This window comes from Kribbella sindirgiensis, assembly GCF_004331435.1.
Taxonomy (GTDB): domain Bacteria; phylum Actinomycetota; class Actinomycetes; order Propionibacteriales; family Kribbellaceae; genus Kribbella; species Kribbella sindirgiensis.
In genome coordinates this window covers 109,627-129,873 of sequence record NZ_SJKA01000019.1, presented here as the reverse complement: position 1 = coordinate 129,873, position 20,247 = coordinate 109,627, and the positions used below count along the sequence as shown (strand labels likewise).

Sequence of the window (20,247 nt, the reverse complement as noted above, 5' to 3'; positions counted from 1 at the left end):
TGTCTCAAGCGACGACTCACACGAATCGTCTTCAACCACCTGACCACCGATCAAGCCACCACGACCACCCTCGCCCACGCGGCTTGACATAGGAGAAACTCATGGCGGTCAGGGGCAGCGGAACAGACGGTCAGCGATGACCGGCGTAACGATGCCCGACGTTGCACAACTGTTCGCGAGGTTCGACAGCGACGCCGGATCGGACGGGGGTGCGCGCGCCCTCTTTCAGATGCTGGTCACCGACCTTGTGAAGGTCAAGCACCCGGACGCCACGACTGTCGAGGGACCCGGCAACCGAGACTGGGGAATCGATACCGTTCTAGGTCAGTTGGCCGGTGGCTCTGTCTTCATCTGGCAGTCGAAGTACATCCTCGAGTGGCAGACCACGGCTCCTCAGTCGCAGGTCAGATCCTCGTTTCGCAGTGCAGTGAAACACGCCGACGAGAAGCACTACAAGATCACCGCATGGACCCTTGTCGTCCCGTGCAAGCTCGCGCCCGAGCAACTGAAGTGGTTTCAGGACTGGGCGAAGCGCGAGTCGAAGAAGTCCGGAATCGCCATCGAACTCTGGGACGGGACCGAGCTGCGCAGTCAGCTGATCACCCGCGATGCGCTCGACGTCCGGGCGGAGTACTTCCCGCATACTGTGCAGCAGGCAACGGTTGCCGCAGGCATCAATCCGTCCGAGCGGGTGGCTCTGACGGAGGACACCTCACAGTTCGAAGGGGCACTGTTCGTGCGGCAGTTGCGCGAGGCCGGCAATGTCGAGACCGATTCGGCCTGCGCTCACTTCTTCGCTACGGATGCCTTGATCAGGGACTACGAAGCGAAGGGCCAAGATGATGCTGTGGCATCGATGGCCGAGCTTCACCTGGAGGTTCACGACATCTGGGAGCGGCACTTCAACCAGGAGGTCGCCACCGCCCAGGACGGCGGCCGTATGCCCCGATTGCTTCCACTGGTGATCGAAGGGGCCGCGAGCTGCCCGAATCCACCTGGCCTGCACCTCGCTCGAGCCCACAAGAAGGGCACCGCGCATCGACTTGTCGAGCAGAAGAAGGCGGGATGGGTCGCCCACTGGCGCGAGATCGCCGCATCTCACGAGCAGGCAGAGCCAACCCCGGAAGCCGCGCAGACCGAGGTGTCTACTACGGGTATTGTCCAGCCGCAACAGCTCCTTCCCGAACCCGATGCCACGGCTGTGATGAGCCTAGTTCCTCCTTCCACGGAGCAGCCATGAGCGCGGCATCAGGGCTGGATCAGGACGCGTCGTTCAACCCGGACCTGGCGGCTCTCAAACCTGAAGACAGTACGCGTTTCAGACTTGCCCGAATGCTCCTGCTGCTGGACGTAGCGCGGAATGCCGGCCGGAAGGTCCCTTCGCTAGACCGGCTCGGCTACTACGAGTTCTTCTCGGACAATCCGTTCATCGTGCTCGATGGTCAGAAGAGGACCGATCCGGTGGACGCGGTCACGTTGGAGATCGCCGGCTTCAACCGCGCCCAGCTCGCCTATGCGAGTTCCGGCCAGCGTTTCGCGTCGCGTCGGCGGCGCCTCCAGCACGACGTCGCCCAACTCGTCTCTCTCGGTCTTGCCACTCTGAACGCTGACGGATACGTCATCACGCCCCGTGGCTCACGGTTGGCGGGTGATCTGCAGTCTGCCTACGCGGATGCGTACCGGAAGTCGTCGGAGATAGTGCTTCGCCGGCTGGGACCTATGACGGCCAGTGGCCTGGAATCCAATGTCGAGACCTGGCTTGGTCACTCGTCCTTGTTGCTCGATCTTCTGGACGAGGTCACGGACGCGGTGGCACCTCCACTGCCCGAGCTCGAGTCCCCGCCTCGCCGCTTCAATGGAGACAACGGATGACCGGTATCCGCATCAACGAGCTCCGCCTGGCCGGGTCTTCCGGCTCGGGCAGAACGTACGGCGTGGACTTCCGCGGCGGAGCGACCTTTCGTCCCCTGTCTGTCATCGCCGGCCCTAGCCAGACCGGTAAGACGACCGTTATCGACTACATCCGCTACTGCCTTGGAGGAAGCGCTCATCCCCAGCATGAGGAGGTCCTGCGCGCCGTTCGCGCCGCCCAACTCGAGACGGAACTTGACGGCGCTTCCACAGTGATCGAGCGCGCCGCAGCCGGAAGCCCTTCCAAGTTTGCCTCCGTGTGGCGCTCGACGCTCGACGACCTGGCATCCGTCGACGAGCACAGGCTCAGCGTCGAACCGGTGGGAGACCCCGACGGTCTCTCCCAGTTCCTGCTCACCGCGTGCAACCTCGATGGTGTTCTGCTGCCGGATTCCTCGAAGGACGATTCGGACAGCGACCTACTGAGTATCCGTGATCTGTTCCGGGTCATCTTCGTTCCCAATGAACGGCTCGACAACCGAAACCTCGTCTTCGAACAGTCGAACTACATGGTCAGGCAGAAGTTTCGGCAGTCAATCGACGCCATGTTCGGGATCCACGACAACGAAGAAGCCTTCCTGGCGACCCGATACCGAGCTGCTCGCGAGAAGGCGCGGGTGGCAGAGGCACAGGCGCGGGCCTTGCGGCAGTTCGCCGAGTCCGAACATCCTCGTGGTCCGATGCAACTACAGCTCGACCTGGATGAGGCAGCCTCGGCGATCGTGTCGCTGGGAATTGAACTCAGCCGTCTCGACCAGGAGCAGCGAAGCACCCAGCTCGCGTCCACAAAGGTGCGGCAGCAACTTGTCCTGGCCCAGGAGCGCGCCAGAGACGCCCGGATTCGAGTTCGTGATCGCCGCAGCCTGGTCGCCCGGCTGGACGCTCTTCGAGGTCAGTACGCCGACGACCAGCGCAAGCTCAACTTCCTCCTCGATGCCGAGCGCCTCTTCGACCCTCTCCAGGTCACGACCTGTCCAGCCTGCTTCAACTCGATCGAGGTACCACCCAGCATCATTGACGGGCAATGTTCGCTCTGCCACGGTTCGGTCAGCGCAGCGGACGGCACCGCTTCGCATCCATCCGGCGAAGACATTCACGGCAGTCCAGTAGCCACCTCGGTCGCAGTCCTCGAGGCAGAGCTGCGAGCCGTCAAGACTAGACTCAAGAGCCTGAACGAGTATGTCCACCGCCTGACGGTTCACCAGGAAGTACTGATCGAGGAGAGCGTTTCCGCCGACGAGTCGGCGGATGCGGCTGCGCGTGCGGTGGACGAAATTGTCAAGGCACCGGCTCCGTGGCTGGCGATCCGCGACGGCCTGAGCCAGCGGCTGATCCAGGCGAGACTGATCCAGCAATCAGCACAAAGCGGCGCGGGCGTGTGGCGCCGGGTCGCGGAGGCGGAGTCCCAGGCCGAAGATCTCCAACGCCAGGCGAGCGAGATTAACGCTCAACGACGTGAGCAGCGGCAACGCCCGGATCGGGCCGAACTGGTCCATGCTCTCTCTGGCCGCTTCGGTCAGATCCTTGGGGAAATCGGCTACCCAAAGCTGCAAGACCCTTACATCGGCAACGACCTCGTACCGTACGTCCGGAGTCAGCCCTACACAGCAGCCAGCAGCGGAGGGATGGTACTGATCGCCCTCGCCTGGAACCTCGCGTTGTGGGAGATCGCGCACGAGCGCGACGCGGATGCTCCCGGTCTGCTGGTCATCGACAGTCCGCAGAAGAACCTTGGACACAACTCGAAGTCGGACGATCGCGACTTCGCGGACGCTCGGCTGGTGGAGAACTTCTACGCCCACGCGAAGAACTGGCTGGCGACCGACGGCATCGGAGCCCAGTTGATCGTGGTCGACAACTCGCCTCCGGCCAGTGTTGATGCGGACGTCGTGGTCGCATACACCCGCGATCCGGAGATCCCGCCCTACGGCCTGATCCCAGAAGCGACGAGCTAGGACGAGGTAATGACCGTTTTACTCGCGATCCAGGCCGCCGACGGCATGGTCCTGATCGCTGACGGGCGCACCACCAAGGTGGACGCTCGACCTGGCGAGCCCGCGACCGACAAGGTTGCGGTGGTCTCGGACAGGACGCGCAAGCTCGTTGAGGTTCCCAACGCGCCGGTGGCCGTCATGCTCAGCGGACGATCGACCTTAGCTAAGGTACCGGCTGCTGAAGTCACCACTCAGATTCTCAATGATGCCCTCGATTCACTGCCTACTAACGAGCTCACCGTCGAGCGGATAGCCAAGGCGCTCCATCTGGGTTTCATTGCACTCGTAGATCAGACTGATGATCCAGAAATCAAGACCAAGCCCGACGACATAGAGGCGCTAGTAGTCGGCTACGACCCGGTGGTAGGCAACCCCAGAAGTCCCAAGGTCCTCAGGGTCTGGGCTGGCCAGACCGATGGCGTCGAACCCTGGCTTGACGGTGATCCTCAGGGCGTATGGCGAGATGGGGATTACGCCGCCCGGGAGGACGTCGCGCAAGAGATTCTCTGGTGGTCTCAAGAAGAGATTGCCGAGAAACTCGAACTCTCAGATCTCCCCTTCGATCAGCCGGACATCCTCCAAAGGGTCATTGGTGACATCCATCGCTACGACGGCCAATCCTGCGCCCAGATCCTGGTACATCTCAAGAGGGAGTTGCCGATCACCATTAGCACGCACCCTTACGACTTCGAGGTCGCCGGCGGCCAATGGCAATACATCTTCATCTCGCCCAGAACCGCTGCACTGCCACCCGCCGATCTCGAGCTCGCACCCACCTAACGACCGACGGTCATGCTGCTTCGTTGTCCCAGGTCGGAAACACCGCCGGGACCAAGCCTTGGCCGTCCTTGAATCGCTGTCGCCAGCGGTTCTGGTCTTCGCGGAAGTCCTCGTGGCGGGCCAGGGTGTGCTGCCCCTTCAGCGCCGAATCAAGGGCAATGTAGAGCGCGGTCTCCACGAGACCTCAGGTGAACCTGGCCGCGCTGGGGATCGACTCGTGGTCGGCCCGCCGTGGGCAAGGGCATCCCCTCCCCCGCGCCAGGCGCCGGATCTGCCCAGTCATCTCGCAGGCTCGCGATCCACCGCTCGGACGCGTCCCGATTCCACGGTGCAACTGCCCCGGTATGGTTGACTCCTGATCTGTGAGGGCTTGGGTCCTTGCTGGAACTATGTCTGTCATGCCGAAAGCCTTTCCTGAGGAGTTCCATCGTGACGTGGTCGCGGTCGCCCGCAAGGGCGAGGCACCGATCACACAGATCGCGAAGGACTTCGGGATCTCCCAGTCGTGCCTGACCCGTTGGCTGAAACTGGCCGATATCGAGGACGGCAACCGGCCTGGCGCCACCCAGCAGGAGTCGGCTGAGCTGCGCGAACTGTCCCTCGGCTTGCGTCACGGCGTGAGATGGTGCACCGGTCCCCGCTGAGCTATCTGATCACTGTCCCGCACCCTCGTCTTCTCGATCGTCGGGAGGCGTCATCCATGCTCGTCGCGTGGGAGCTCGGTTTCATTGCGACTCTAGGGCTGCAGACAGACAAACTAGCGATGGCTCCGGCACCACAGCGTCGGTGTCGTGCTGACACGTGTGTGGTACGAAATGGGACTTCGGACCACACATGACAACAGCACTCGGTCCTCAATCCGATCGAGGTAAATCTCCAGGTCAGGCGACTTCCTGCGGAGCCTTCTCTTGTCAAGCAGCCCACCCATGCGACCGCGGAGTCTCCGCAGTCGCACGCAGAACCCGCCCAAATAGCCGATGCATTGCCCTCCACGCATCCGACGGGCATAATTCCAGCCTGCTCGACAGCATTAGGGGGAAGTTCATGCGTTTACGATCCTTCGAGGTCAGAAACTTTCGTCGACTCCGAGACGTCCGCGTCGCGCTCACACCGGGGACCACCGTCCTGGTGGGCGCCAACAACAGCGGCAAGACCTCTGCCATGCATGTGATTCAGCTCTTCACCAACCTGCTGCCGCCGAAATTCACAGTCCACGACTTCAGCGCCGACTGCTGGGCCGCGTTCAATTCCTTCGATCCCACGGATCAGTCAGCCGTGCTCCCCGCAATCACGCTGGACCTTTGGTTCGATGTCGACGACCAAAATCTCCATCGAGTGATCGATTTACTGCCCGATCTCTCGTGGACCCCCGCCGACCAGGTCGGTATTCGCCTCGCCTACGAACCCAAGGACGGGGCGGACCTGCACGCCAAGTACACGGCCGCAACCGGTGGCATTGACACCGCGGGCGGGCACTGGCCGAAGAGTCTGTACGACTACCTCCGCCGACGGCTGACCGCCGAATACCACGTCGTGTACTACAAGCTCGGGGCGAGCCACACCGGCTCGACAACGGACGAACGATCCTCGACGGAATCCTGCGCGTCAGCGCGATCAACGCCCAGCGTCACCTGTCGGACTCCGAGCAGCGCGGACGCGACGAGGACCTGTCGAAGACCCTGGGCCGGTTCTACGAGCGATACCTCGACAAGCCGGTGCCCAACTCCGATGCACTACGTGCGCTGACATCGTCCGAGCAGCACCTCAACGTGCATTTCGGTGAGGTGTTCGAGCCGATCCTCAAGCGCCTGAATCAGCTAGGTTATCCCGGCGTCGCGGACCCCAAGCTCACAATCCGATCCGAGCTCGGGGGCGAGAGCCTGCTCAGGTCCGGCGCCCAGGTCCACTACCTCGTTCCGGGCGCGCCAGTGGATCCGACGGACGGCTCTGACCTCACCCTCCCCGACCGGTACAACGGCCTAGGCTTCAAGAACCTCATCTACATGGTGGTGCAGATCCTCGCCGCACACCGCGCCAGGCTCGAGGCCGCACAAGCGCGCCCGCCGGTGCACCTGATCCTGATCGAAGAACCCGAGGCACACCTGCATGTCCAGCTTCAGCAGGTCTTCATCAAACAACTCGCCACGATCGTGGCTGACTCACCGGTAGAGCTCAGCACGCAGTTCGTTCTCACGACACACTCGCCGCACATCGTCTACGACGACTTCACCTCAATCCGCTACTTCGCCCGAGTAGGCGCGAAGGACACGTTCCACTACAGCGAGGTACGCGATCTCTCGACGTTCCACGGGAACAGCCAGCCCGAGACGCGCGACTTCCTGCTGCAGTACCTGAAGCTCACGCACTGCGATCTGTTCTTCGCCGACGCCGCGATCCTTGTCGAGGGCAACGTCGAGCGACTCCTGCTCCCCCTGCTCATCTCCCGGTTCTGCGATCGGCTGGAGACGTCACATCTGACGATCCTGGAACTCGGCGGCGCCTTCGCGCACAAGTTCCGCGGGCTCGTCGATTTTCTCCGTATCCGCTGCCTGATCATCACGGACCTCGACAGTGTCACAGGTCCGCACGCCGAGGCGTGTCGGACCGACCATCCGGAGGCGATCACGTCGAACCCGACGCTCAAGACTTGGATCCCCGCCAAGGAGACCGTCGCGGACCTCTTGTCGGTCCCGGTCGAGGACAAGACTCTGGTCAGTCAACGCTCCACCGTCCGGGTGACCTACCAAGGTTCGACCGAACTCGCGTGGAACAAGGCGTCGAAGACCATCGCCGGCCGAACCTTCGAGGAAGCCTTCATCTTCGAGAACCTGGCCTGGTCCCAGGACCAGGCCAATTCTGGCTACAAGCTTCGGGTCCAGGGCGCCGACAACCTGCTGCTCGGCGACCTGATCGACAAGATCTTCACCAAGGTCAGAAACCTCGACAAGACCGAGTTTGCGCTCCGGCTGATCGACCTCGGCGGCAACTGGGTCTGCCCGCCGTACATCCTCGAAGGCCTGGACTGGCTCGCCGACGAACTCGACGAGCTGCGCGACGCGGCCGCAGAGCCCCAGATCACGGAGGCGGAGGATGAGCCGCAGGCTGCAAACGCCTGACACCGAAGCAGACCGCACAGTGCGGCGGATTCTCGGCGACCCGGAAGTCTCCGGCTTCACCATGATCGCTGGAGCCGGCTCAGGGAAGACGACATCCCTCGTCAAGGCACTCGACTCGGTGATCAGGACCCGGGGCGCGGAATTCCTCGCGAACCGCCGACAGGTCGCCTGCGTGACGTATACCGAGATCGCCACCCGCGAGATCGAAACGGATCTCGCACTCAACCCGGCCGCTCATGTCTCGACGATCCACAGCTTCCTCTGGACACTGATCGCACCATTCCAGAACGACATTCGTGCCTGGGCCCGCGACTACGGCATCCACCGCCTGCGACAGCTCGAAGCCGAGCTCGCCGACCTGACCCACAGGACCGGGCCGAAGCGGCGGCAGGAGCTGACCGGAAGCATCCGTCGGCTGCGCCACGGCCTGGACAATATCGACGAGGTCACCCAGTTCCGGTACGGCGTCGCCCGGAACTACGCCGAGGGCATCGTCGGTCATGACGACATCCTCCGGATGGTTCCGGAGCTCATCCGGACCAAGCCGCTGCTCACCCAGCTGGTCGCACGGCGCTTCCCGCTGGTCTTCGTCGACGAGAGCCAGGACACGTTCCCCGATGTCGTCGCCGCGCTGCGCCACGTCGCTGTCCAGGAACGAGAACGCTTCTACCTCGGCTTCTTCGGCGATCCCATGCAACGGATCTACCTCCAGGGCGCCGGCGACATCGTCCTCGAGCCCGACTGGCGCGAGGTCGAGAAACCCGAGAACTTCAGATCGCCGCGCCAAGTACTCCAGGTCATCAACGCAATCCGCGCCGACGGAGATCGCTTGGTGCAGCGCTCCGGCCTGAGCCCCGAACAGCAACAGGAAGGCGAGGTGACCTACTTCGTGTTCCCGGCCGACGGCCAACGGGTGGAAAGACTCGACCGCGCCCGCGCCTGGCTGGCGGCCCACTCCACCGTTGGCGCCTGGACGCCGCAGGACGGCGAACGCACCAAGGTTCTCGTCATCACCCACCGAATGGCGGCGCGGCGCCTCGGCTTCGAGAAGCTGTACGACGTCTTCCGCGGCTCACGACTGCGCGACGCCTTCGACGAGGGACGAGCCTGGCCGTTGACGCCGTTCCTCAGTACTCTTCTGCCACTCACCGCAGCCGCCGCAGGCAACCGTGCCGCTCTCCTGCCGATGCTCCGCACGTCGAGCCCGCGCCTTCAGCCCGCCGTTCTCGCCGAAACGCCGACCGCCGACATTCTGAACGAACTTGCGACCGGCCTCGACCAACTCCAGACCCTCATCGCGACCGGCGGACCAGGCACGATCCGCCAAGCTCTGGCCCTCGCCCGCGACCACGGTCTCCTGACCATCGACGACCGCTTCGCGCCATACCTGACCCCTGCCCCACCCACCGAGACCGACGACCTCGGCGAGACCCTGATTGCCTACCTCAACTGCGACGTCGCCGACCTCGCGGGATACTCCGAGTACATCAACCAGCGCTCGCGCTACTCGACCCAACAGGGCGTCAAAGGCACCGAGTTCCCCGACGTCGTGGTGGTCCTCGACGACGACGAAGGCAATCACTTCCAGTTCTCCTACGACAAGCTCTTCGGCCTCAAACCACCCTCAAAAACAGACCTCGACCGCCAGCGGGCCCGCCAAGACAGCGTCATCGACCGAACCCGCCGTCTGCTCTACGTCTGCGCCTCGCGCGCCACCGAGGCGCTCGCCATCGTCCTGTACGCCGCTAATGTCCCCACCGCCACGACTGCCCTCCGCCGCTCCCACCTCCCCCACACCAGCAACATCATCACCGCCGAAACCGTCGACACGTGGTTCACCACCCAACCGCTCTCCGCTACTGATCTCGAGGTGCGCAGGGCCGATCAGGCCTGACCGGCAGCGACCAAGCAGACACGGTCAGGTTTGACAGCTCAAGGATGGCGGCTGACGGTCAACCCGGCCAGCAAATCAGCGACTACGGGGTTCGTCCTGGTGGATCAGGTTCAAGCTCTAGGCGTGTGGTTAAGGTGCGTGTTCCTCCTCGGACACCAACGCTAAAGCCACGCAGAGCGGGGCTCATAGCGACTTCGGCCGATCTGCTCTCGTGGTTGTAGCTCACTTGCAGACCCAGCGCTTCATAGAGCGCTCGCATGTCGCTCGCGTCGGCCTCGTCGAGTGCCGCCGTCATGTCGCCCAGCTCTTGGAATCTTCCGGATGTCTTGGGCCGATACCGACTCCGGCACCTTCACCGCGCTGAGCTCGGCCTCCGCGGACCGCTTCTCCGCCACCGCCGCGTTGTACTGCTCCGTCAACGCCGCCGGATCCCAGCCGGCCTCGAGCGCCCGCCGCAACCGCGCCATCGCCGCCTCGGCTGTCGCGACCCTCTGCGCCAGCCTGGTCGCAACTGATGCCAACTCGTGATCATCGTCGGCAGCCGCCAGCGCTTCCGCAGTCTCGTCGAGATGCTCCGGGTCGAACAGCGTCGCGATCCAGGCGTTCACCTTCCAGGTCAGGAGGTCCTCGCGGAGGTACACGTTCGCAGGATGGAGGTGCGCCACCGGCGAACCCGGGACCAAAGTCCGCGCGCTGCACCGGTAGAAGACTGCGTGCTTCCGCGCCGCCCCCTGCATCTTCCGTCCGCACAACTCACACCTCACGCGAGCGCGGAGCCGGTATACGCGCGCTGTCGTCACCCGTGTCCGCTCCTGCTTCGCCTGATCCGCCGGCCCGCTTCCTCGACGTACACGCAACTCCAGTTGGACCCGCGTGAAAGTTTCGACAGACACGATCGCCTGATGGGCGGGCTCCCGCGAGCGCACGATCTTCGACTGCGGCGATCGCCGGAACCGCACGACGTGGCCCGCAGCCACGTCCTCCGGATCCAGCAGCTCCTCGACCTTCTGCCACCGCCCGTAGATCGCGAAGCCGGTGTACCGCGGATTTTCGAGGATCGCCTTGACCGTGGTGTGCTGCCACCCGTCGCCTCTGCGATGTCGGTTCTGCTGAGGCGTATGCGCCGAAGGACACGGGATGGCTTCGCGGTTCAGCGTCTCGGCGATCGATTTCAGCCCCAAACCGTCGATGTAGAGCTGAAAGATGCGCTCGACAACTGCTGCCGCCTCGTTGTCGATGGCAAGCACTCGGAGTCGATAGCCCTCTTGCGCCTTCCGGGGATATCCAACGCTTCATGCGGGACCGAATTTGCCCAGTAGAGATGGTTGTAAAGGATCAGAGCACGATTGATTGGAATATAACCGTTGACGTCCAACAAGCATCTGAGAACATCGGCTCAATTAGCCGCAAAACGCTCATTCGAGGAATGAGATTTCACGGTACAGATACTCGCGCGTAGTCGGGATCAGATATTTGCTCGGCGTTCGATTCAGATATCTCATGAAGATGAACAGGCATTCTTGATCGGTCGCACCAGGCGCGTCTCCGAGATTCGTTCTAGTTAAGAAGTCATCGTAAATTAAGAGCTGTTTCTGCCCCTCACGTACCGTCGTTTCTAACTCGGTTACATCGGCGACGAAATGGACGCTATAATCAGCCGTCAGAAAGCGAGCGAGATCATCTCGGCCATGGTGCTCTTGCCGATCCCAGGGGGCCTGACACGACACCATCGGCCTCCTGAGCGCCCTCACCGCTCGAGCGGTCGGCATCGAGGATGTCCAGTTGATCGAACGCTCCGCGGCCCGCCGTGACTTCGCAGCCGCCCTCGGCTTCTCGACCACGGCGGGCACGACTTAAATGCTTCGGGCAGATCCTCGATGCCACCGGTACTCCAGCAGGTACCGCCGCGGCGCTGAACCTGGCTACTGAGGGCGGCATCGTCGTCATACTGGGTCTGTGCGGCAAGCCCACCGTGCCGATCGACGTCGACAGCCTCGTCCTGCGCGACCTGGCCCTCATCGGCAGCCCCGGCGTCTGGCCAGAAGTCATCACACTCGTCGCGACAGGACAGATCCTCCCCTCGACGCTCGTCAGCCATCGCTACAGCATCGCCCAAGCCGCACAAGCATTCGCCCTCGCCGACGCCGCCGCCGAGACCACCCACAGGATCGTCCTGCACCCATCAGACTTCGCGACCGAGATCACGTCGTACGACTGCTGACCGCCCGATGTCGCGACGAACAGGCCGTGCCGTGCGGCTCATCAGGTCGGGCCGCACGGCTCCGGTCGACTGGAGCAGCGGCCCCTCGACACTCTCCAGCCTGCTATCCGACGATCCTCCACCCAGTACCCACAACCCGCCGTCCCATGCCGGGAGCAGGATGGCCCACGGTCGACTGTTCGGTCAGTCGGTGGCGGGTGTGATGAGGCCGTAGTGGCCGGCCGACAGACGTCGCGGGAGGAGTACGTCTGCACCCGGCTCTGGTCATCTTTGTGCACCCACCAACCGATTTCGGGCCGGCCAGATGATTGGTGGGTGCTCAAGGATGACCCTGTGCGTGCGGGGGTGGAGGGTGCGGCTAGCGCCCCGGCATGTCAAGCACTGGGGATGTCACCCTCGATTAAGGCGTGTGGGTGCTGATCGTGCCAGCCGTCGGCGACGGTGGCTGTCAGAGGCGTCGGAAGACGCCTGTGAGGCCGGCGATCAGCATCGCGGCCAGCGCCCAGCCCGCAAGCGTGTAGCCGGTCGTCCACCACGCGATCTCCGGGAGGGCCGCGAAACGGGCACGCTCCCCGAGGCTGGCCCCAGGAATCAGCAGGTCGGCCGTGTATCGCGCGCCGCTGAAGGTCACCCCGGTGTCGAGATCCTTGACCTGGACGAGCTTCCGGTCACCGAATGCTCGGTCGAACCACCACCAACCGAAGAAGTACAAGGCACCAATCGGGCCCAGGATCAGCCAAGGCCGGTATCCGTACCCGACGGTGATCCACAGCAAGGCGCTCCAGACGACGCGCAGCGGGCGCACCACCCAGTCTGACCAGAGCGACGAAACCCATCGACGACCGCTGCCGTTGCTCTTGTCGCTGCGCGCAAGACGACGCCGCCATTGGCCCCGAATCTGAACCTGCCGTGCCTTGCCTTCGTTTCCTTCCCCTCTGTAGACCGTTGCGAGTTGTGCATAGGGCTGCGGCATGAATCCCTCGGCGTCGCGTGCAATCCAGTCGAGCCGATCCTTCACGTCGATCTGTGGGATGGCGTCGATCGCCCGGTAGGTGAATCCGTGCAGGTGCAGGGCTTTCGCGGACGGCCAGGTGGTGGCCGAGTCGTACCATCCACCGGTCCGGGCGAACCGAAGATCGAGGTCGCCGACCAATTGGGTCGGGCGCATGACGACGTCCTTGCCGATCTCCGCCTGCACCAGATCAAGTGCTGTTCCACAGGCGTTGGTGAAGCTGGCACCCGAGCAGTCCAGATCTCCACTGACCCGCGCGTGGACCAGATTCACTTCGCCGGTTGCGGCGAACGCCCCGGCGCAGATCATATCCCCACGGATCACGACCCGGCGCGCGTTGAGCGCGCCGTGCTGTATGTCCGACAGCGTCGCACCGGTGCAGTTCAGATCACCGCCGATCGTCGCGCCGACAAGTTGTAACGCGCCCGGGGGTGCGGAACCGTCGCTGCGCGCCTGCGGATTCGGACCGACGGAGCCGGAATTCACCAGGGTCGAGGCGCAGAAGTTGAGGTTGCCGCCGATCCGAGCTCCGGTCAGCTCGACCGTACCGACGGCCTCGAAACCATCCCGGCAGAACATGGATCCCTCGACGACCAGACCCGCCGCGTCCAGTGCCGTGCCGCCTGGATTCTTCAGCTTGGCCTTGTGCAACTTGAGACCTCCGCCGATGTGCGCACCGGTCAACACGACCGCGCCGACCGCCTCGAAACCGTCTCGGCAGGACATCGGACCGTCCACAGTAAGGTCCGCAGCGTAAATCGCTCTCCCCTGCGGATTCGTGAAAGTGCCCCCACTGCAGTACAGACCGCCACCGATGTGCGCGATCGGCAGGCGCACCGCACCCCGCGCGGCGAAGCCTTTCGCACAGAACATAGCCCCCTCGACGACGAGGCCGTCGGCAGTCAAGGCGTCCCCACCCCAGTTGGTGAAAGTGGCGCCATTACAGACCAGCTGGCCATTGATGTGCGCATCGAGCAAGTACATCTCGCCGACGAACGTCGCCTTCTCGGTCCACATACTCTCCTTGACGACCACACTGCCGCAGTTCAGCGATATTCCTTGTGGTTTGCTGAAGTTGCCACCGTCGCAGTTCAGTTTTCCTCCGACAGTCCCACCATGCAGATCGACCCCGTCGGTCGCGGTGAATCCCGCAGACAGAACGAGGTCGCCCCGGACCGTCAGGCCGCTGGCCTCGATCCTGGGCACGTGGCAACCGGTCAGGCCGATCGTCATGGCCTCGACATCGGTAAGGTTGACAAGTTGCTCGATGGAGCAATCCTCGAGCTGCAGTGGCCGAATGAGCCTTGCCGCAGCCAGATCGAGCGAACCCGTGATGCGGGCGCCGGCAAGCCAGAGCGGTCGATGCGTCCAGCCCGCTACATCGGCTCTGACCAGCAATACGTCCACCAGCATCGAAGCATCCACAGTCCGCTTCGATTCCCAGTGCTGACCGGTCGAGGCGTCTTCGCGTACCCCCGGCGTACCGCGAAGATCCACCCGCTCGCCACGGCCCAACCGCTCGCGTACTCCGTTCCTGAACATGTCTGCCCCGATCAGGTGCCGCCGACCACAGCAAAGCCGGACGTCGGACTGCACGACCCCCGCGGCAAGAACCGCGCCAATTGAATGCCCCCTCGCGACGCAAAGCGTCGCATTTCAGCGTCCCACTCGCGCTGAAAACATTCAAGACGGCGACGGACCGCGCGAATACCGGCTGGCACCCGTGAAAGCAAGCGTTCGCACCAAATCGCGGGTCCACCGTGGCTGCCAGGCAAGAACAGGCAGCATCGATAGGCAATCTGCGAAATCGACCGCTAGATTCACAAGGGAGTTCGCGACTCCGCGCAGTTGCGGACGGTTCGAGGTTGAGTGCAGACGTATCACGGCGTGCTGACGCTGGGTCTATACAGGTGAAACCGTATCGGGCGGAGGGGGAGCATTGTCATGAGTTCGATGGCCGAGGGAACGGGCAACTGGACGACGGGGACAGATGGGGCCGCGGTGAGCCGGGGCCTACTGCCGGTGTAAGGCCGTGTACCTACCGCCGGTCCTTCGCCCCCTCGCTGCCGAGGGGGCGATGACCCCAGCGGTCCGGCGCATCGCGGAGGCTCCGTTCTCCGTCATTCGTGGAGTGCCGGGTTCGTACGCCGCCGAGCGACTTGCCGGTGTGGTCGACAGTTGGCAGCGGCTGAACGACTGCGTCTGGCTGCGCGCCCAGGACGTCCGGCAGGCTGATCTGGCGCAGTCCCTCGCAGCGGCCTGTGAACATCGCTGGTCATCCGCGGAGCCGGGGCGCCGGACCGGGCAGCTGCCGGCTGCTCGACTCGACGACGAAATTCAAGCGGCTCCGGAAGGCGCGATCATCGTGCTCGAGCTCGGCAGCCGGGTGACGCCAGGCGTCACCAAGCTGATCAAGGCCATTCGGCCGGCGATCACCGACCGGGGCGTCCGGATGGTCGTGGTCGCCGGGAGCCGACTGCATCCGCCGGTTGCCCGCGGGCCGGACTGCGTGGTGTCGGCGGCTGACCTGGTCGGCGGTGCTGCCCTTGAGGAGTACTCGTCCGCCCAGAACCGGGCACAGCTCGTGAGGTACGCCGGACGGCACGCGGCTGTGCTCAGCGACGTACTGGCCGCCGCGCGACTCTGGTCGCCGGACCTCGTGGACGAAGCGCTCCAGGCCTCGTACGGCCTGACGTCCCTGCTCGGCCGGCTCACCGCGGGACTGCTCGACCAACTGACGCCCGACCAGCGGAGCGCGCTACAGGTCGCGCTGACCGTCGGCTATTGGCATCCGCAAATGGGCACCGGGCCGATCGCGTCCGACCAGCTTCGCCCGTGGCTGGTGCCGATGGAGCAGCAATGGGGCTGGCTGCGCCCGATCTGGGGTTCATCCCTTCGGCGGGAGCTGACCCGGCCGACTGCTGCCAAACAGCACTGGTTCAGCAACCAACGCGTGATATCCCATGGAGTCCCTGCCCAGCCCGCGTTGCCCGCCGCGCGGTCGGTGACGCGGCAAGGCGTGCTCGAAGCGCGGCTCTTCGGCTCGCTCGAGGTGCGGGTCGACGGCTCGCCGGTGACGTCGTGGAATGGACAGCGGGGTACGAGCGTGCTTCGGTACCTGCTCCTCCGCCGGCATCACTCCTGCACTCGGGACGAGCTGCTCGAGGAGTTCTGGCACGCCGTCCCGACGCGTGCCGCGCGCAACCGCCTACAGGTAGCGGTCAGCGGCCTGCGCCGCGCGTTCCTCGACGTGACCGCGCTCAACGTCGTCGAGTACGCCGACGGCAAGTACCGGCTCAACCCGGAACTCCTGGTCGAGGTCGACGTCGAAACCTTCGAACAAGGACTCAACACCGCCGCCGCGGCCGAGCGGGCCCACCTCAGCGACGACGCCAGAACGGCCTACCACCAGGCGATCGCCCTCTACACCGGCGACTTCGCGGCCGACGCACCTTTCGAACAGTGGACCCTGCTCCCCCGCGAAAGCCTGCGGATCAAACTCGTCGACACGCTCGACCGGCTGAGCCGCATCGACCTCGCCGACGGCCGGACGGACGACTGCATCGCCACCGCACACCGCATGCTCGACGTCGATCCGTGTCGCGAGGACGCGCACCGCCTGCTGATGCGGTGCTACGCGACCCAAGGCCGCACCTATCAGGCCGTGCGGCAGTACGAGTTCTGCACCCGGATCCTCCGCGCCACGATCGACGCAAGCCCGGCAGCCGACACCACCATGTTGTACGACGTGATCCTGAGCGGATCCGCCATCGAGCAAGCCAAGATGCGCTGACCAGGTCGCGTCACCTCACTCAGAGGACGCGACCCGGTCATGATCGAACTACGCCAGCGACAGCGCCGGAGGCCGCTTCGCCGATCCGGGCAAGCTCACCTCGAGGCGTAGTTGCAGACGCTGGATGCCCGATGGCACCTGCACCCCCTGGAACCCCAACGCCAGGTCGGTTCCTGCGGATCCTGTCCCGGTTCGAGTGGCGAGATTGATCCAGCCGTCGCCGTTCTGGCCCGCGCCCAGCCCCCGTGCGGCGAGCGTCGCACGATAACCGAACGCACCACCCGCCGACCGGGTGTTCGTGACCACGAGATCGATGTCGCGGCTCGTCCCCCCAATCGCCTTGCCGGCATCGAGAACGACGAGGTGGTCCGCGGACGAGGGTTGCTCCGACGGAGCGTCCTTCCGCTGCCGTGATGACTGCACTACGGGCTCCGTGTCAGCTGGCTCCGTGTCAGCTGGCTCCTTGTCAGCTGGCTCCTTGTCAGCTGGCTCCTTGTCAGCTGGCTCCTTGTCAGCTGGCTCCTTGTCAGCTGGCTCCTTGTCAGCTGGCTCCTTGTCAGCCGACTCCTTGTGTGGAGCCGGTTCCGGCCGGATCTTGGCGTGCTTCTGGACGAAGCCGGTCAGCTCGTTCGGACGCCAGCCGACCCAGGTCTTCTCGGCCATGCTGCGCACGTGCGTCACCTCGCAGCGTCGCGGTTCACCGCAAGCCGACAGCGACATCCGCAGTACGAACGCCTCCAAGCGCTCGCCACCGCCCGGCGCGTGGGCGTCGGCCTCGCCCCCGTTCTCCTCGGTACGCCGGGCCGCCACGGCGCCGGCGATCTCCCGAAGGGTGTCACCGCTGTCACGGACCGATGCCAACGCAGCAGCCGCCGCAGCCAGTGCCTCCCACGTGTACACACCGGTCTCGTGCAGCCGGGCCTCGGTGGCGGGACCGATCCCCTTCAAATCACGAAAACTCGCGAGCGCCTCACCCATCTGGATCCACCTCCGAACGGAAGTAGGCCCGCGATCAGTTCGGGTTCTCGATCTGGATGTACGGACCCTCGCTGAAGCCGATCATGTCGTAGCCCGGGGCCGGGAGATTGCTGTTGAGGAAGACCGAAACCACGAGCTTGTAGATCCCGCTGATGCTGCTGCCCGGGTTCCCCTCAGGCAGGATGCCCGCCGGAACGTCGAGAGTTGCCTCGTAGTTCTGCTGGGTCGGAACGGCGGGAATGTTGTTGTTGCTCGCGAGGCGGATCTCGGGACCCGCACCCATGGACTCGGCGTACACCTGGACGTTCCACTTACCGCCGAGCGCGGCCAGCCAGAGCGGCCCGAGCAGACCGGTGACCTTCCACCTCACCACGACCTGGAACGGCTTGCTCGGGCTCAGGACCGAGTTGCCCACGTCGTACGGCTGCAAGTTTCCCGGCTCGCGGACGATCACCGCGGTGACGTCGCCGACGATCAAGTCGGGATCGGCTGGGTTCTGGCGGGGAAGGTTCGGATCGAACTGATTCATGTCGACTCCCTCGATCATGTGGACGGCCCACGATGGGCAGCCTCACCGAGAGAGTCGCAGGCACCGCTGAGCTGGCGGCCCGCTCGGCGCTGAGCGGCCGCACTCAGTCTTTGCTAAGCGGAAACGCGCTGGTCAGCTGCCGACTCCAGTCTCGATCTCCAGACCGTTCGTACCTCCGGAGTGCAGGGCGAAGAAGTCGCCCCGATCGATCACGGTGAGCCCTCCCGATCGCTTGAGCACCAAGCGACGACCACAACCGTCGTACGGACACACAAACAGGAGTTCGGCTCCGTTGTCCGCCTCGAGAACCATCCTGTGCTGCGCCATGGCGCACCTCCTGGGGCTAGGGAAGTCACTGCGAGCCACCGGCTGCCTACGCAATACATTTACCCAACTGCTCCGGAGAACATTCGCCGTTCGCCGGTCCTAGGATCGTCTCGTGGAGCGACTCGAAGTCGGCGCCCCACGTTCGGGTTCCCCAGCAGGCCCAGCAAGACAGCGGCGCGCTGGGCCCTCATGCGGTCCGGGAACACCACGTCGTCGAGGCCACTCACGCCTTCACCTGCTGGTCCGGCCGCACCTGCAGCGCCGAGCGGAACTGGTCCGGGGCCGCCTGGCCGCACAGGACCGCCTCGACCTGGCGGACGCTCACCATCGGCATCCCGGCCGTGTAGTGCCGGTGCAGCAGATCTCCCACAGCGGCGTGACGCTCCCGTAGCCACTCGAGCTCGTCCTGGGTCGTCGTCAAACGTCCCGTGGTCGCCGAAGGTGCGCCCCCTCGCCATGCGCCTGATGTCAGAGTCCGAGCGTGACCAGAGCGATGGGGCGCTGGAGAGGCACATTAGCGAAACGTTCGACTAGGAACGCACAACCTCCTTGCTAATGGCAATGATCCTCGCCCATTCACATCGTCCCGTAGGTGCCGCCAGGGCCCATGTCGCCGCTGTCGAGGGTGCTTCGGGCGGTGATCTCTACCCCGCGGAGCAGCCACACGCCCTGTGTGTACGGCGGGAGCCGATGAAACACCATGTGAACCTTGGCCTGCTCGACCACGTTCACCCAGTTCCCGTCCAGCTGTTGACGGTCGATCAGTTGGGTGACGAAGGTCCGCTCCGAACCCATCCCGTACGGGCCTTCCGGCGGCTTGGCGACGTCGCTGAACAGGTGCGTGGACGCCACATACTGGCCCAGCGGGCTGGTGGGATCTTCGACGACACAACCCAGCCAACGCGGATCGTCGTTGCTCTGGTTCGCGAGATACCAGCGCCACACGATGTACGCGTTGATGTCGGCGTTCTTCTCGGTCACCGGGCTCAGGTTGTAGTACTTGAGCTCCCGGCAGGCCACGGCGCGGCTCTCCAACGTGTCAGCCGGCGTGGTCTCTCCCGGCTCGGGCGCATAGCTGGTCGTAGGCGCCGAGGTCGGCGGACCCACCACCACGGTCTGCGTGACCGTCGGCGGACCCGCCTGGCCCTCTCCTCCACACGACGCCACAAATACCGCGGCCAACACCGCGGCGCTCAGCATCACTCCGACATGGCTGTATCTCACCATGGCAAGCCCCATCGCCGTTCTCTTCCCCCGAACTGAGCATGACGCACAACCCAGCCAGCGGGGAAGCTCTCGACTAACGCCGACTCGGACCAGCCTCTACTCGGGTTCGTCCTCAGGCCAGCTCAGCCTTGGGCGGCCATGGCTTGCCGGATCGCGATGGCTGCCGACTCCCCCTGCTTGTTCGGCACCTTGTCATACGTCAACGTCTGGCTACCGGTGTAGATCGTCAACACCCCGGGCGACCACAGCGAGCCCTTCCTCCAGGCTACGTTGTGAATCGCCGACAGCTGCGGGTTCACCTCGTCGTCGACGCCGCGCACATATGGCGCGAGCATCAGTCTGCGGTTGGTGAGCACCAACCCGACCGGCCCCACCGTCGCGGAGTGCAGCACCTGCTCGTCGGGCCCCAGCTGGGCCTCCAGCCGCTTGCGGGCCTTCCTGCTAAATCTGTCCGTGTTCGCCATG

Annotated in this window: 20 protein-coding genes and 1 pseudogene; 11 read left to right on the top strand and 10 right to left on the bottom strand. The window is 64.4% G+C overall.

What is annotated here, in order from left to right; all coding sequences use genetic code 11:
* Nucleotides 1-136 precede the first annotated feature (136 nt).
* Genes E0H50_RS35940 through E0H50_RS35925 form a run of 4 tightly spaced genes read left to right on the top strand, consistent with a single transcriptional unit; the run spans nucleotide 137 to nucleotide 4,685 of the window.
* Nucleotides 137-1,240, top strand: coding sequence for a hypothetical protein (locus E0H50_RS35940; protein WP_131295471.1), 1,104 nt, complete (start codon nucleotides 137-139; stop codon nucleotides 1,238-1,240).
* Complete coding sequence (locus E0H50_RS35935) at nucleotides 1,237-1,872, top strand: hypothetical protein (RefSeq protein WP_131295470.1); 636 nt, start codon at nucleotides 1,237-1,239, stop codon at nucleotides 1,870-1,872. The genes E0H50_RS35940 and E0H50_RS35935 overlap by 4 nt, the downstream gene beginning before the upstream one ends.
* The gene (locus E0H50_RS35930; RefSeq protein WP_131295469.1) at nucleotides 1,869-3,866 is read left to right on the top strand and encodes an AAA family ATPase; all 1,998 of its coding nucleotides are present in this window, start codon (nucleotides 1,869-1,871) and stop codon (nucleotides 3,864-3,866) included. The genes E0H50_RS35935 and E0H50_RS35930 overlap by 4 nt, the downstream gene beginning before the upstream one ends.
* Before the next feature lie 9 nt (nucleotides 3,867-3,875).
* Nucleotides 3,876-4,685 (top strand): hypothetical protein, encoded by an 810-nt coding sequence (locus E0H50_RS35925; protein ID WP_131295468.1) that lies wholly within the window; start codon nucleotides 3,876-3,878, stop codon nucleotides 4,683-4,685.
* 10 nt (nucleotides 4,686-4,695) lie between these two features.
* Here the strand turns inward: E0H50_RS35925 and E0H50_RS43260 are convergent, their stop codons facing one another.
* Entirely contained in the window at nucleotides 4,696-4,863 is a 168-nt protein-coding gene (locus E0H50_RS43260; RefSeq protein WP_165547421.1) for a hypothetical protein, read from the bottom strand.
* 220 nt (nucleotides 4,864-5,083) lie between these two features.
* Here E0H50_RS43260 and E0H50_RS35920 point away from each other — a divergent pair.
* The 4 genes and pseudogenes from E0H50_RS35920 to E0H50_RS35905 all read left to right on the top strand — a co-directional run.
* Nucleotides 5,084-5,278 (top strand): annotated as a pseudogene (locus E0H50_RS35920) (transposase); the annotation flags it as partial.
* Between the two features lie 241 nt (nucleotides 5,279-5,519).
* Complete coding sequence (locus tag E0H50_RS35915) at nucleotides 5,520-6,431, top strand: AAA family ATPase (protein WP_131295467.1); 912 nt, start codon at nucleotides 5,520-5,522, stop codon at nucleotides 6,429-6,431.
* A complete protein-coding gene (locus E0H50_RS35910; protein WP_337590390.1) occupies nucleotides 6,317-7,801 on the top strand; it encodes an ATP-dependent nuclease in 1,485 nt (494 codons plus the stop codon). The genes E0H50_RS35915 and E0H50_RS35910 overlap by 115 nt, the downstream gene beginning before the upstream one ends.
* Nucleotides 7,776-9,695 (top strand): UvrD-helicase domain-containing protein, encoded by a 1,920-nt coding sequence (locus tag E0H50_RS35905; protein WP_131295465.1) that lies wholly within the window; start codon nucleotides 7,776-7,778, stop codon nucleotides 9,693-9,695. Before E0H50_RS35910 ends, E0H50_RS35905 begins: the two co-directional genes overlap by 26 nt.
* A gap of 242 nt (nucleotides 9,696-9,937) precedes the next feature.
* Here the strand turns inward: E0H50_RS35905 and E0H50_RS35900 are convergent, their stop codons facing one another.
* Both E0H50_RS35900 and E0H50_RS44595 read right to left on the bottom strand, forming a co-directional pair.
* Nucleotides 9,938-10,942: a recombinase family protein gene (locus tag E0H50_RS35900; RefSeq protein ID WP_131295464.1), complete on the bottom strand. Its 1,005-nt coding sequence runs from the start codon at nucleotides 10,940-10,942 to the stop codon at nucleotides 9,938-9,940.
* Nucleotides 10,943-11,110: 168 nt separating this feature from the next.
* Complete coding sequence (locus E0H50_RS44595; RefSeq protein ID WP_420323271.1) at nucleotides 11,111-11,425, bottom strand: nSTAND3 domain-containing NTPase; 315 nt, start codon at nucleotides 11,423-11,425, stop codon at nucleotides 11,111-11,113.
* 77 nt (nucleotides 11,426-11,502) lie between these two features.
* Between E0H50_RS44595 and E0H50_RS35895 the strand changes: the two genes are divergently transcribed.
* Entirely contained in the window at nucleotides 11,503-11,916 is a 414-nt protein-coding gene (locus E0H50_RS35895) for a zinc-binding dehydrogenase (protein ID WP_131295463.1), read from the top strand.
* Between the two features lie 448 nt (nucleotides 11,917-12,364).
* On the opposite strand, the gene E0H50_RS35890 is transcribed toward E0H50_RS35895, so the two are convergent.
* Entirely contained in the window at nucleotides 12,365-14,341 is a 1,977-nt protein-coding gene (locus E0H50_RS35890; protein WP_131295462.1) for a hypothetical protein, read from the bottom strand.
* A 30-nt stretch (nucleotides 14,342-14,371) separates the two neighbouring features.
* On the opposite strand from E0H50_RS35890, the gene E0H50_RS35885 reads away from it, so the two are divergent.
* A complete protein-coding gene (locus tag E0H50_RS35885) occupies nucleotides 14,372-14,554 on the top strand; it encodes a hypothetical protein (protein ID WP_131295461.1) in 183 nt (60 codons plus the stop codon).
* A gap of 451 nt (nucleotides 14,555-15,005) precedes the next feature.
* The gene (locus E0H50_RS35880) at nucleotides 15,006-16,721 is read left to right on the top strand and encodes an AfsR/SARP family transcriptional regulator (RefSeq protein WP_131295460.1); all 1,716 of its coding nucleotides are present in this window, start codon (nucleotides 15,006-15,008) and stop codon (nucleotides 16,719-16,721) included.
* Between the two features lie 48 nt (nucleotides 16,722-16,769).
* On the opposite strand, the gene E0H50_RS44665 is transcribed toward E0H50_RS35880, so the two are convergent.
* The 6 genes from E0H50_RS44665 to E0H50_RS35850 form a co-directional block, all read right to left on the bottom strand.
* Nucleotides 16,770-17,699 carry a hypothetical protein gene (locus E0H50_RS44665; protein ID WP_238151590.1) on the bottom strand — a complete coding sequence of 310 codons (930 nt, stop codon included), beginning with the start codon at nucleotides 17,697-17,699 and terminating at the stop codon, nucleotides 16,770-16,772.
* A 34-nt stretch (nucleotides 17,700-17,733) separates the two neighbouring features.
* Nucleotides 17,734-18,228, bottom strand: a complete 495-nt coding sequence (locus tag E0H50_RS35870; RefSeq protein ID WP_131295459.1) for a hypothetical protein — start codon at nucleotides 18,226-18,228, stop codon at nucleotides 17,734-17,736.
* Nucleotides 18,229-18,360: 132 nt separating this feature from the next.
* Entirely contained in the window at nucleotides 18,361-18,555 is a 195-nt protein-coding gene (locus E0H50_RS35865; RefSeq protein WP_131295458.1) for a hypothetical protein, read from the bottom strand.
* Between the two features lie 223 nt (nucleotides 18,556-18,778).
* Nucleotides 18,779-18,976, bottom strand: coding sequence for a hypothetical protein (locus tag E0H50_RS35860; RefSeq protein WP_131295457.1), 198 nt, complete (start codon nucleotides 18,974-18,976; stop codon nucleotides 18,779-18,781).
* Nucleotides 18,977-19,131: 155 nt separating this feature from the next.
* Nucleotides 19,132-19,782: a hypothetical protein gene (locus tag E0H50_RS35855; protein WP_131295456.1), complete on the bottom strand. Its 651-nt coding sequence runs from the start codon at nucleotides 19,780-19,782 to the stop codon at nucleotides 19,132-19,134.
* A gap of 122 nt (nucleotides 19,783-19,904) precedes the next feature.
* Nucleotides 19,905-20,246, bottom strand: coding sequence for a PH domain-containing protein (locus tag E0H50_RS35850; RefSeq protein ID WP_131295455.1), 342 nt, complete (start codon nucleotides 20,244-20,246; stop codon nucleotides 19,905-19,907).
* Between the last annotated feature and the right edge of the window lies 1 nt (nucleotide 20,247).